Origin of the sequence: Citrobacter sp. wls717, from assembly GCF_005280955.1 — a bacterium.
GTDB lineage: Bacteria > Pseudomonadota > Gammaproteobacteria > Enterobacterales > Enterobacteriaceae > Citrobacter > Citrobacter werkmanii.
Genome location: NZ_SZWW01000032.1, coordinates 127,025 through 140,136 on the forward strand (window position 1 = coordinate 127,025; position 13,112 = coordinate 140,136).

At 48.8% G+C, this 13,112-nt stretch carries 10 protein-coding genes; all 10 read left to right on the forward strand.

Going from position 1 to position 13,112, the window contains the following annotated elements; all coding sequences use genetic code 11:
* Window positions 1–14 precede the first annotated feature (14 nt).
* Window positions 15–1,352, forward strand: a complete 1,338-nt coding sequence (gene tssK / locus FDX09_RS17620) for a type VI secretion system baseplate subunit TssK (RefSeq protein WP_085048741.1) — start codon at window positions 15–17, stop codon at window positions 1,350–1,352.
* 5 nt (window positions 1,353–1,357) lie between these two features.
* Window positions 1,358–1,999, forward strand: coding sequence for a type VI secretion system protein TssL, short form (tssL, locus tag FDX09_RS17625; RefSeq protein ID WP_087856812.1), 642 nt, complete (start codon window positions 1,358–1,360; stop codon window positions 1,997–1,999).
* Window positions 2,000–2,002: 3 nt separating this feature from the next.
* Window positions 2,003–3,667, forward strand: coding sequence for an OmpA family protein (locus FDX09_RS17630; protein ID WP_137347623.1), 1,665 nt, complete (start codon window positions 2,003–2,005; stop codon window positions 3,665–3,667).
* Between the two features lie 17 nt (window positions 3,668–3,684).
* Window positions 3,685–4,176 carry a type VI secretion system tube protein TssD gene (tssD, locus tag FDX09_RS17635; protein WP_003024437.1) on the forward strand — a complete coding sequence of 164 codons (492 nt, stop codon included), beginning with the start codon at window positions 3,685–3,687 and terminating at the stop codon, window positions 4,174–4,176.
* Between the two features lie 160 nt (window positions 4,177–4,336).
* Window positions 4,337–6,961, forward strand: a complete 2,625-nt coding sequence (gene tssH / locus FDX09_RS17640; RefSeq protein WP_137347624.1) for a type VI secretion system ATPase TssH — start codon at window positions 4,337–4,339, stop codon at window positions 6,959–6,961.
* Window positions 6,954–7,646: a hypothetical protein gene (locus FDX09_RS17645; protein WP_121529540.1), complete on the forward strand. Its 693-nt coding sequence runs from the start codon at window positions 6,954–6,956 to the stop codon at window positions 7,644–7,646. The genes tssH and FDX09_RS17645 overlap by 8 nt, the downstream gene beginning before the upstream one ends.
* A 6-nt stretch (window positions 7,647–7,652) precedes the next feature.
* On the forward strand, window positions 7,653–8,054 hold the full coding sequence (locus tag FDX09_RS17650; RefSeq protein WP_137347625.1) for a hypothetical protein: 402 nt from the start codon (window positions 7,653–7,655) through the stop codon (window positions 8,052–8,054).
* A gap of 54 nt (window positions 8,055–8,108) precedes the next feature.
* On the forward strand, window positions 8,109–10,643 hold the full coding sequence (gene vgrG / locus FDX09_RS17655) for a type VI secretion system tip protein VgrG (RefSeq protein ID WP_137347626.1): 2,535 nt from the start codon (window positions 8,109–8,111) through the stop codon (window positions 10,641–10,643).
* Between the two features lie 5 nt (window positions 10,644–10,648).
* Window positions 10,649–12,712: a lipase family protein gene (locus FDX09_RS17660; RefSeq protein ID WP_137347627.1), complete on the forward strand. Its 2,064-nt coding sequence runs from the start codon at window positions 10,649–10,651 to the stop codon at window positions 12,710–12,712.
* Window positions 12,699–13,112: hypothetical protein (locus tag FDX09_RS17665; RefSeq protein ID WP_137347628.1), on the forward strand; the 414-nt coding region annotated here is incomplete at its 3' end. The genes FDX09_RS17660 and FDX09_RS17665, both read left to right, overlap by 14 nt.

Here is a 13,112-nt window from a genome sequence, read left to right on the forward strand (position 1 = left end):
GCACAGGAGGTGCGATGAAGATCTATCGTCCGTTATGGAGCGAGGGGGCCTTTCTGGCTCCCCAGCAGTTTCAGCAACAGACACGTTGGGATGCCTATGTCGCTGACGTTGTTGCTCACATGTCACTTTCATCACCGTGGGGTGTCATCAGCGCGGAGTTTGATGAAAGTGCGCTAACGGTTTCCCGTTTGAATCCCGTTAATCTGGTTGTGCGCTTTCCTGACGGCACGTTAGTGGATACAGGTATTTCAGATAACCTGCCTCCGGCGTGTGATTTATCGCATCTTACTGGTTACAGCAGTGTTGAGATCGTGCTGGCGTTGCCGCTGCTTTCGGCTAATGGCGGCAATCTTTCATCAGGCAACGGCGTTAGCCGTCCGTGTCGCTGGCAGCAGGAATGGCTGCCAGTACAGGATCTCTCAGGTCAGGAAAGAACTGATATGGCAGTGCTGCGGCATGCTATCACCCTCCGGTATAGCCATGACGATAACAGCGCTTACCTGACTTGTCCGGTAGCTTGCCTTATTCGTAATGCTCAGGGGCAATGGGAGCTGGGACGTGATTTTTTACCCCCAGCGCTTTCACTCTCAGCCAGCCCCTCATTAATCAATTCGCTTAGTGATTTGGTGCATCGTATCCAGGCTCGTTGTCGCCGCCTGATGGCCTTGCGCCGAGAAAGTAATGAACGAATGGCGGATTTTGCGGTAGCTGATGTTTCGTTGTTTTGGCTGCTGAATGCGCTTAATAGCTCAGAGCCTGTTCTGAAAGAAATGCTGCAAAACCCAGGCCGTCACCCCGAACTTTTGTGGCGTGAGCTGGCGCGGTTAGCAGGCAGCCTGCTGACTTTTTCATTAGACCATGATGTCAGCGTTGTACCTCCATACCAGCACGCAAATCCGCAGCAGGTATTCCCTCCGCTGTTTGCACTTTTGGTGGAACTGCTGGAAGCCAGCCTGCCATCTCGCGTTGTCGCTATTGAACTGACGCAAGAGCGACAGTTCTGGTATGGCGCTTTGTCGGATGCCCGACTGCGTGAAGGCGCTGATTTTTACCTTTCCGTTCGCTCGGATCTTCCTGCGCATGTCCTCCTTACGCAATTCCCACAGCTCTGTAAAGCAGGGAGCCGGGCAGATGTCTCTGATGTCGTCAATGTGGCACTGAGCGGTATTCCGTTAAAACCGCTAACGCATGTACCCGCAGCCATCCCGTTACGACTGGAAAATCAATACTTTGCTCTTGAGATTAATCATCCAGCAGCCCAGGCCATGCTGGATGCCGGTAATTGCGCTTTCTATGTGCCGGGAACGCTGGGAGAGATTCAACTTGAGCTTTTCGCAGTCTTAAGGGATTGAAATAAATGAATAAGGATATTGATCAGGTGTTTTGGCCAACCTGGCTTGCTGTCAGCCAGTTACGTGGCGGGGCGGAAGTCGATGATGGGGCAGCTTTTTATCGCCAGGCCTGTCAATGGGTTGATTCTGCGCGTGAGGCATTGCGTGAGATGGGGTACAGCGAACACAGCGTTGAGCACATGCTCTACACGCAATGTGCGTTACTGGATGAAAGCGTGTTGAACCGCAATCGGCAGGATAGCGGTTATACCACCTGGCTTGCGACCCCTTTACAGGCCCGCTATTTCAACACGACCAATGCAGGAGAAGAGCTCTGGGAGCGCATCCGTACCGTCCTGCGCGAGTCCGTTCCTGATACTGCCGTATTAACCTGCTTTTATCGTGCAATCACGCTCGGTTTTGTTGGGCGCTATCGTGAGCAAGGTGACGAGCGTCGTGAAGATGTTCTTGAAGCGCTGGCGACTCAGGCGATGCCTTTTAAGTTAAAGCACGATGCCCCAGTTATCATGCTGGCCTCTGGATTCTCAGGCGGTAAGCGCCGCTGGTGGTTGGCATGGATTGTCGGTGCGCTGGCGTTGGGCGCCCTGTGGCTGACATTTTCTCATGTCTTACAAGGGCAGGTAGCTCAGCTTATTGGGCAGGGATAAGGCATGGCTCAGTTGCGAGGGAGCGTTAACTCTGTGCTGGCGGCCGTGCTGGCTTTGTTGCTGGTCTGGGGATTTAGTCCGTTAAGTGCGGGTGTAAGGAGTGGGCTTACCGTCTTTATTTTACTGCTTTTCATTCCAGGGATGGTTTATGCCTGGCGTCAGTATGGTCGGTTGAAGTCTGCTCATTCTGCTCATGAAGTTCCGCTCCCTCCGGAGAGTTTCAGTGGGCCTGTTGTGCTGGTGTGTGGCGATAATGATCCCTTGTTTGCCGGACGCGGCGATTCTTGCGAGAGTTCACAGGGCTGGTATTTATCTGTCCAGTCCCCGGAGCATTATATTGCTCTGGTTCGTCAGTTAGCTACGCAGCGTCCGGGGCTTCTTATGCGCGTTTCCGTGATGCTGGCCTTGGCTCCAGAACGGCATAATGATGAAGGCGCGCTTAAGCACATGCTGCTCAGCTGGCGGCGTGTGGTGGCCCAAAGCCGGCGTTGGTTATCAGGTATACCGCCGTTTTGGCTGTGCTGTTGGCTGAATTCTCCTCAGTGCAATGAGAGTGTACGTTGGTTTATTCGTACGCCTCAGGATGCGGAAGTGCAGTCGGCTACGGGATTAGACGACTTTGCGGCTTTCTCTTCGCAAGAACGCCCGGCTCGTCATTTTCATCTTACACATGCAGTGTGGTTAGATAATTTACTGGGATGGCTGCAGAAGGTACAAGGCGACACCGAGCGCCATGCTCCGCCTCTTTTCTCTGCTTTACGGGTAGTGTGTTTCACCTCATTGGCGGTCTGCGAAAATAATCTGTGGCAACGGCATATCACGGCTCAAACAACGCTTCCTCCAGCCGCGTCAGCAGCGCCCGTACAGTTGCCTTTTCCTGATTTAGCATTGCCTTTTTTATCACACCGCCGGGCGCTGACTGCTTTTCAACGAGCGGTGGGCGTAAGTGGTCTTCTGTGCGGCCTTTTTGTCGGGCTGGCAATGACATGCAGCTTTATCAATAACCAACATCTCATCAGGATCACCAACGATCATTTGACGGTATACCGCCATCTTAGCGGTAATCCTGTCGAGCCAAAGATTCAGGCTCAGGATCAACTTCGTCGGGATGCGCAGCGGCTGGATCGCTGGTATCAGCGAGGTGAACCCCTTTCTCTTTCAATGGGATTGTATCAGGGGATGAGATTGATCCCGCCTTTGCTAGCCGCCATCAGCGACTGGCTACCACCTGAAAAACCGAAAGTGACCTCACCGCAAACCGTACGTCTGGACAGTATGTCGCTGTTTGATACGGGCAAATGGGCGTTAAAGGCCGGTTCAACAAAAGTACTCATTAGGGCTTTGGTCAATATCAAAGCTAAACCCGGTTGGCTGATCGTCATCGCCGGACATACCGATGATGTGGGTGACGATAAATCTAATCAGCAGCTTTCTCTCAAACGTGCGGAATCTGTTCGCGACTGGATGCGCGATACCGGCGATGTTGCGGAGAGCTGTTTTGCCGTTCAGGGCTATGGCGAATTACGTCCCTACAAAAGCAACGATACGCCTGAGGGGCGGGCAGCTAACCGCCGTGTAGAGATCAGTCTGGTACCGCAGGCTGATGCCTGTCAGGTGCCGGGCATGAAGGAACCGTCACCGCAAGGCGGTGACGCATTAGCGAAGTAAAAAATGGAGAAAGAGTTATGGCAATTCCAGTCTACCTTTGGCTGAAAGACGACGGCGGCGCGGATATTAAAGGCTCTGTTGATGTGAAAGACCGTGTGGGCAGTATCGAAGTCGTGGCCCAGGAACATAATCTGTACATCCCTACGGATAACAACACCGGTAAGTTGACCGGGACGCGCATCCATACCCCGTTCCTTTTCACTAAGGAAATCGATGCCTCCAGCCCGTATCTGTACAAGGCTGTAACCACCGGTCAGACCCTGCGTCAGGCAGAGTTCAAATGGTATCGCATCAATGATGCGGGTCAGGAAGTGGAATACTTCAACACCACACTGCACAACGTGAAAGTGGTGAAAGTAAACCCGGTGATGTACGACATTAAAGATCCCGCTAAAGAGAAGCATAACCACCTGGAACAGATTGAACTGCGCTACGAGAAGATCGTCTGGACCTATAAGGATGGCAACATCATCCATTCTGACGCCTGGAACGAGCGTACTACCGCGTAATGCACTAACGGATGAGGATTTCCTCATCCGTTTTTTTATGCCCTCTGCTGAGCGTCCCGGGCGGGGTTCAGCAGAGAGTATCAACATCACTATTACCTTATGGGCATTGGATTACGGCCACGGGCGGTAGCGTGCCTGAATACAGGGAGTCAGGAAGCAAATGGAACACCAGTCAGCAGTGTTATTACGACGTCTCAACCCCTATTGTGCTCAGACGCTTGAAGCAGCGGCATCGTTATGCCAGACGCGCGCGCATGCAGAAATCACGCCCGAACACTGGTTACTAAAGCTGCTGGAGCAGGGAGAGGGCGATATTACGGTCATTGCTCGTCGTTATGAATGGGATATCGACAATCTCTGGCAGTCACTGCTGGCGCATCTGGATGTTCAGCCTCGTTCCGTGAAAAGTCGCCCGCAGTTGTCTGATGCGCTCCTTTCTTTAATGCAACAAGCGTGGCTGTGTGCCGCAACGGATGAAAATTCGCAGATACGTGGCGTACATCTGCTGATGGCACTGGTAGGAAAGCCTTCACTATTGCAGTGTGACGGCCTGTGGCCTCTTTTGAGCGCCGGACATATTCAACTGGAACGGCTTCTGCCGCTATTAAATGTCCAGTCGGATGAACGTCCGGAAAGGCAGCAAGAAGCCGCTCTGACGCAGGTTTCCCCAGATGACGAAGTGCGTCCAGGACTGGCTCAGTCGACGTTGTCGCCAGCATTACAAGGCGTGCTCGAGAAATTTACGCTGGACGTGACCGCGAAAGCGCGTGCTGGCGATATCGACCCGATATTTGGTCGCGATAATGAAATCCGGCAAATGGTGGATGTGCTGTCCCGTCGGCGAAAAAATAATCCCATTCTGGTCGGGGAACCTGGCGTCGGCAAGACCGCTCTGGTGGAGGGGCTGGCGCTGCGTATTGCTGAAGGTAATGTGCCTGATAGCCTGAAATCAGTAACGCTACGCACGCTGGATCTTGGGCTGTTACAAGCCGGTGCTGGAGTGAAAGGTGAGTTTGAGCAGCGGTTAAAAAATATCATTGATGCCGTTCAGCAATCGCCAACGCCTGTTCTGCTCTTTATTGATGAAGCCCATACCATCATCGGGGCTGGTAATCAGGCGGGGGGCGCAGACGCAGCCAACCTGCTAAAACCCGCTCTGGCCAGAGGTGAACTACGAACCATCGCGGCGACCACATGGAGCGAATATAAACAGTATTTTGAGCGTGATGCTGCGCTGGAGCGGCGTTTTCAGATGGTTAAAGTTGATGAGCCGGATGATGACACTGCCTGTTTAATGCTGCGTGGTCTGAAATCACGCTATGCAGAACATCATGGCGTTCACATCACCGACGAAGCGGTTAAAGCCGCCGTTACGCTCTCTCGCCGCTATCTTACCGGGCGGCAATTACCCGACAAAGCCGTCGATCTGCTGGATACCGCAGGTGCAAGAGTGCGGATGAGCCTTGATACCGTTCCTGAACCACTGACGCGTTTGAAGTCGGAGATCACCGCGCTTGAAATTGAAAAGCAGGCATTGCTTGCAGACCTCGCGGTAGGAAATGGCCAGCATGGTGAAAGGCTGGCCAGTATTGAACAGCGGGAAAATCGTCTGCTTGTCGAACTGGATGAACGCGAAACCCAGTACGGCCAGGAATTAACGCTCACTGAGCAACTGCTGGCCAGCCGCCGTGATATTTCTCGTCAGGCGGAAACGGTTGAATTGCAGCAGCAGCTTAGTGTGCTTCAGCAGGGCCATCCGTTACTGTTTCCGGATGTAGACGCACGTACCGTTGCTACGGTGATCGCCGACTGGACCGGTGTACCTTTGTCTTCATTAATGAAGGATTCCCAGGCGGATTTACTGACGCTTGAAACCCAGATGGGAAACCGCGTTATCGGACAGGATTACGCGCTGAATACAATCGCACAGCGGTTGCGGGCATCAAAAACAGGGCTTACGCCGGAAAACGGCCCACAGGGCGTGTTTCTGCTTACCGGGCCAAGCGGAACCGGCAAAACAGAGACTGCGCTGGCCCTGGCTGACATTCTCTTTGGCGGTGAAAAATCGCTGATCACGATTAATCTGTCTGAGTATCAGGAGCCGCATACCGTGAGCCAGCTAAAGGGCTCACCTCCGGGATACGTGGGTTATGGACAGGGAGGGATCCTGACCGAAGCGGTGCGAAAACGCCCCTATAGCGTGGTACTACTGGATGAAGTAGAAAAAGCGCATCGCGACGTCATGAACCTGTTTTACCAGGTATTTGACCGTGGTTTCATGCGTGACGGCGAAGGTCGTGAAATTGATTTTCGCAATACCGTTATTTTGATGACTTCCAATCTTGGCGGCGACGCAGTGATGCAACTGCTGGAAGAGCAACCGGAAACCACAGAGTCAGAGTTGCACGAACTGCTGCGCCCACTGTTGCGCGATCATTTCCAGCCGGCGCTGCTGGCCCGCTTCCAGACAATTATCTACCATCCGCTCAGTGAATCTGCGTTACGTACGATTATACAGATGAAACTGGAGCAGGTTAGCCAGCGATTACTGCGTCACTACGGCATCACCACAATAATATCCGAGAACCTTTTTGATGCCCTGACCGCCGCTTGCCTGCTACCGGATACGGGAGCGAGGAATATTGATAGTCTGCTGAATCAACAAATCTTACCTGTGCTCAGTCAGCAGTTGTTAACGTATCTTTCCCGGCAGCAAAAACCTCAGCAACTCACTTTAAGTTGGAATGATGAAGAGGGAATGATGCTGGAGTTTAATGATGAGTAAACGTGACGATATTATTGAACCTTCCGAGTGGACCTTGGATCGTAAAACAGGGCTTGTTTACAGCGAAATATTGGGATGGATAGATATAGGCCATGCACAGGGAAGTGATATTAAAAACCTACTGTTAGATATAAAACGAGGTGAATCAAGTCGTGATGGTTATTATGACGTCACCTATAGCCAAAAGATGTTTGTATATCATCGCCAGTTTGGTACAGGAAAGTTTGTTAAGTGGCGTATCAAACAAGGTTTATCTACATGTGAGAAAAACAGCGTTGCGTTAGCCATGATGATGATGACGGCGCGCTTGTTTGAACGTTTGCAATCTAATTGGTGTTTTAGTTGGTATACCGACAGTGGATTTAGCGGAGAGGATCTTACCTCCGATCTTTTAGGCTTCTACCGGGCAATCCTTCCCTCAGACTACCCGTCAAGACTGAGCTTAGTCAGTAAAGAGCGGGCACTGAGTAGATGGGATTTTTATGGGCCGATAGGCAATTATAAGAATAAAGGATTTTTACCATTACTGTTTCCAGACCCCCAGGATAACTGTGCTGTCCATAAACCTTATAAAGGGCGCCTGCCTTCATTTATGACATGGGTGCAACCGTGGAGTGATTTCACTTCTGGTCGGGTAGAAATTATCACCGGGGATGGCGGTTATTATTCATTTTTGTCGAGGTGAATGATAATGAGCTACTATAAAATAATACTGGTGACGATTGCTTTGATTTTCTTGTCACCGCTGTTAATAGCCTGGCCAGATAAATTAGAATATCGGGAAAGCGATCTTTTTGACTACTATTTCTATACTGATGTTGATATCAAGCAGGCTCCAAGGATATCAAATAATTATCGCTTTGAATATATTTCTCCTGATGGAAGTACACGAGAAACAAATCTTGTTATTTTTCACGGTGGTGATGTGGGAATTATTCGTGATTATCTAACAGGTCTTGGCTTTCATCTTTATGATTATAGTGATAATGGAAGAGAAGAACTTTGGATATCAAATGATAATCATCGATTTACTTTTTCTATTGTCACTAACAAGAAAAAAGATTTGGTCAGTTTAATAAAAACAATGCGTTGAGGGTAAGTTTTTGTTCTGGAAGTGGCTCTTTATAAATTTACAGGGGTTAAATATATGGGAATGGATGAATCACTTGGCGGCGGGATGTCATTTATATCTGAAAATACGCTGAATCGTTATCAATTGTATATCCCTTCATGCAAGTCTGTACTGGATGTTATTAACTTTAATGGTACAGAGGAAATGAGTTCGCTGTATCGATACGTAGTACATTTTTCCAGCCAGGATAAAGATATTGCGGTCGAATCAATACTCAGAAAATCAACGACATTGACTATGGGAATGGGGGAGTTAAGTGAGTTAACTGCCCGCAAAATCGTACATGGTATTGTGACATCTTTCCATCGTATCAGTGGTTCAAAAGACCAGACTATCTACCAGATAATCATTGAACCTTTTGTCGCGTTGCTGAAAAACCAATTTCGCACACACCGTTTCTTTATTAATATGTCAGTTCCTGAAGTGGTTACTCAAATTTTACAGGAGCATGGTTTAAAAGACTGGGAATATAATTTTGATTTGGTAATGGAATATCCCAAAAGAGAGCAAATTAATCAGTATCAGGAGAGCGATCTGGTTTTTATTGAACGCCTGCTCTCTGAAGTTGGAATATTCTTCTTCTTCCGACTTCAGCCTGATGCTGGCACAGAGGTGATCTATTTTGCTGACAAACAAAGCGCATGGGAGTTTGGTAAAACATTACCGCTGAATAGTCCCTCCGGAATGAATGACAATGGAGTCGACTCAGTCTGGGATATTCAGTTCCAAGAGTCTACGGTGCAGGCATCGGTTACAGCCGGGGATTATAACCATCGCCAGGCTCAGAAAATATTATTTTCTGCACAAGCCGATATGACTTACGGTGAAGGTGACGGGGTGACTTACGGGGATGTTTACCACTATCGCCCACGCCATCTTGAAACGGGTGATCAGGTTTCGCCGGCGCCTGAGACAGGGAATTATTGGGCGCGACTGGAACATGAACGTTATCTCTCCTCACAAGCGACAATCACTGGATTATCAACCGATGTGAGCCTCCGCCCGGCTCAGGTCCTGAATATTACGGAATCGACACCTGTCCCAACGCTTCCTGCCAGTGTGCGTAACAGCTTGCTGGTTACGGCGGTTTCATTCAGCGCAAGCCGAAAGGAAGCGCTACAAGTGGTGTTGATGGCGACCATTTACAGTGAAACGCGCTGTTGGAGACCTCCACTCAAACCGCGGCCAGTGATTAGCGGCACGCTAATGGCACGTGTTTCAAGCCCGAAAAAGAATGATGAATATGCTCATTTAAATCAGAGCGGGCTTTATTGGGTTAAGTTTGATGCGGACCGCGATGCGAAACAGCAGGGCTACGAAAGTATGCCAGTACGCCTTGCCAGACCCTACGGTGGTGACACCTACGGTATTCACTTCCCGCTGATACAGGGCACAGAAGTGGCGGTGGCGTTCCATGAAGGTGACCCGGACCGGCCCTATATCGCCCATGTGCTGCATGACTCCCGGCATCCTGACCACGTGACACAGGCAAACCATACCCGTAACGTCATCCGCACGCCCGCGAACAACAAGCTGCGCATGGAGGACAAACGGGGTGAGGAGCACGTCAAGCTCAGTACCGATTACGGCGGGAAAACGCAACTTAATCTGGGGCATAACGTGGATGCACAGCGTGCGCTGCGGGGAGAGGGGGCAGAGCTGCGCACCGACGACTGGGTGGCGGTACGCGGCGGTAAAGGGGTTCTGATAACGGCAGAGATGCAGGCGGAAGCCGTGGACCGGATGCTGGAGATGGAATGTGTGATACGTCAGCTTGAGCAGGCGCTGTCACTGGCAAGGAGTCTGCAGCGGTCAGCGGAGACGGCAAAGGCAACGGCGGGAGACACAGCGAGCCAGCAGACGCTCAATGATGCGCTGGAGGAACTGGCTCAGCCGGGGCTTATTCTGCATGCGCCAGCGGGTGTAGGGATGATGAGTGCGAAGGCCGTACGGGTGTCCTCGGGAACGGACAGCGTGGGAATAATGTCGGCGCACAATACGGATATTAGTACCGGCCGGTCATTTACGGTGGCGGCGAGCGATACGGTAAGCCTGTATGCGCAGGGACAGGGGATGCAGCTGTATGCGGCAAAGGGAAAAGTGGATATTCAGGCCCAGGACGATGAAATGGGCATGACTGCGAAGAATGATATTACGGTAAGCAGCACAGAGGGGAAAATCACCGTGAATGCGAGCGAGGAGCTTTTGCTGAGCTGTGGTGGGGCGTATATCCGGTTGAAAGAGGGGAATATCGAACTGGGATGTCCGAATAATATCCTGCTGAAGTCAATGAATGTGCAGAAATTAGGGGCTACAAGTTTGAATACTCCAGTAGAGGAGCTGCCTCGAGGTTATAAAGGTGGTTTCACAATCACTAGTGAAAAGACCGGAGAAATAATGCCTTATGTTAGTTATCGAATGACGACTGCTGAAGGTGATGTATATGAAGGGATATCAGATGAGAATGGTCAGACGATACCAGTATACACAGCAATACCCTCCTCCGTAAAAATTGAGTTTCCGGACAGTAAAACCAGTGATAAGGAATAATCCCTGTGAGTGAAACCAAAACCTCAAATTCTGGTGAGTTTGGCAGTGCAACTGCGCCAGAACAAAAGAAAAATTGGATCGAAATACAGCTTATTGATGAACAGAGAAAACCCGTAGCGAATATGCCTTATATGGCAGATAACGATTCCACGCATAGAGGTGAAAAACCAGCTTCTTATCATGGGGTAAGTGATGCGAATGGTATTATTCGTATTGAAGAAATTCCCCGTTGCACACTGATCCTAAAGATTCAAGCCCAGCCATTGGCTGATGAAATGGAACAGCGCCCGCTAAACACTGAACAAAGAATGAGCTCCGAAACTAGAAAAATGAATGGATTCGGAATTGATGAAGAGACGGGATGTATTATCTATCACGTTGTTATCGGTAATCTTTGCGACAAAGTACCCGCCATGCCCTGGTGGGATGAACAGTATAAACAACATAACAAATATGTATGGGGAAAGGAGGGGGATTCAAATGAATATCAAGATGAGCAAGAAAGACAATACCAGGAGTTACATAAGTTAGCTCAGTATCCAGAATACCATTTTCCCGACCCTGAGTTTTCTGGGCTGAAAATTGCGGCACTTCATTTTAATGCCAGAGTATTAGTGGAAATTTGTCCGTTTAGAGCGTGGAATTTATTACTGCATAATACCAAAAATTATTCAATGGTGAACGCTTATAATCAGGGGTTGATGGCTAATTTGACCTATTCAAATAGCGATGATTTTTTCAAATTCTTTAATGGTTTCATGGATCTATCATCGATTCCTAATCTTGGAAATGGTCGTCAATTGTTTTATCCCGTCGTAATTGATGTACCTTTTAGCAAGAGTTACAAAGGTGCTGTATTTCTCGATACCGCAGAATTGCTAAAAGATACCCCTCAGAGCGAGGGGGTAGTTTTTTTTACCGAAGATAATAAATGTATGGAGTTTGCCGATACGCAAATATTTTATATCTATGGTGATGATGATGTGATCGTGGGCTGGCGTGGTTCACAGGAATTTCAGGACTGGTTAAGTGATTTTACGTTCAGACCCATAGTGACCAGCACCCGGATAGATGATAGCAAAGTGCCTCAACAACTGCTGCCAGAGGGGTTTGTCCATAAAGGCTTTTGGGATGCGTTCAGTATTGCGAAATATGTTTTTAGTAGAGAATTTAAATTTCTTATTGATCAGATTAATAAAACCGATTCTGGACATAAAACACTATATATCTGCGGCCACAGTTTAGGCGGTGCACTATCTCTGATTCATGCCACAGAGCTAAAAGCGTGGAATCCAATCCTTTATACCTATGGAATGCCCAGAACGTTTACCGTCAGTGCCATAAAGAATATGGCGGAGATAGTGCATTACCGGCATGTCAATGACGCCGATATGGTTACTTTTGTCCCGCCGGAAGCGAAGCTGGATAACGATTTATATGACTATTTTGGTACTTTTTTTGGCTTTATTGCGTCCCTAACACAGTGGGCCTATTCAAAGGGTGTGGATGACAGCGAGTGTTTTTTACATCATGGCAATGTGGTAGTTTTCTTCAGAGCGGAACAGCACTATACCTGTATGGGGCCTACTTTAGATAGCGATGGAGGGGTCTACAGAAAGACACAATATGTTAAAGCACTGTATGACAGCAGCAAGTTCTATCTTGTTCCGGTATTAGACTCAGGAGCATATTCTCAGGCTGAGAAACTCCAGTCTCAATACATCAGGCTGTTTCCACCGAACGCTAACCCGGACCAGGATTCGTTTATTAACCCGATGCATCACCTGATGGGGGATAAATATATCCCATTCTTAAATAATCAGTTGCTTGAATTATGCGATCCAGGCAGAGAAATGCAGAGAAAAAGAAAGAGAGAAAGGTTTATTAGCCGCATTGAACCCTACAAAGGTCCGGCAACGGTCTGTGAGAATGAAAGACAGAGGAATTTGCTTTTTAGTAAAATGCAAGAAGAAATGTCAGGCACATTATTAATATCAGAATCTGTGGAGGGCGGGAAAAATGCACTATTGCGATTTAAAACATTCGCTGATGAGGATGAAGAACTCTAAGCTTCTCTTGTCTCCTTTACTATTCTTGGTTCTTTCCGGATGTGACGGCAGTTTCTTTTCATCTGATGTCAGAAAAGTCACCATAGCAATGGATACGCCGGACCTTCTTGAGAAACCGTGGTTCTCCGTAACCTACCGTTCACATAAATGCCAGCGTACCCGGCGTGATGGTGATTTTAAAAAACACTACGAAGATGATTCCAGTGTCACTACCTATGAACCGGAGCGGGAAAAGAACAGTAATATTTATAGCGTCACGGTGCCGGTTGAAAAAGGCTGGTACTGTGACTGGAAACTGAGTAATGTTGAATTTAAACTAAAGTATAAAAAGGGGAGCGAAATTCTTGAGGGAATTGATGACACAATCTTTGAAAGAATCACGTTTGTGTTTGATGAACAT

Excerpts from the sequence above, each read along its gene's own strand:
- FDX09_RS17645 (WP_121529540.1), top strand. The coding sequence starts at position 6,954 with ATGAGTAAACGTGACGATATTATTGAACCTTCCGAGTGGACCTTGGAT.
- tssD (WP_003024437.1), top strand. The coding sequence starts at position 3,685 with ATGGCAATTCCAGTCTACCTTTGGCTGAAAGACGACGGCGGCGCGGAT.
- tssH (WP_137347624.1), top strand. The coding sequence starts at position 4,337 with ATGGAACACCAGTCAGCAGTGTTATTACGACGTCTCAACCCCTATTGT.
- tssL (WP_087856812.1), top strand. The coding sequence starts at position 1,358 with ATGAATAAGGATATTGATCAGGTGTTTTGGCCAACCTGGCTTGCTGTC.
- vgrG (WP_137347626.1), top strand. The coding sequence starts at position 8,109 with ATGGGAATGGATGAATCACTTGGCGGCGGGATGTCATTTATATCTGAA.
- FDX09_RS17650 (WP_137347625.1), top strand. The coding sequence starts at position 7,653 with ATGAGCTACTATAAAATAATACTGGTGACGATTGCTTTGATTTTCTTG.
- FDX09_RS17630 (WP_137347623.1), top strand. The coding sequence starts at position 2,003 with ATGGCTCAGTTGCGAGGGAGCGTTAACTCTGTGCTGGCGGCCGTGCTG.
- tssK (WP_085048741.1), top strand. The coding sequence starts at position 15 with ATGAAGATCTATCGTCCGTTATGGAGCGAGGGGGCCTTTCTGGCTCCC.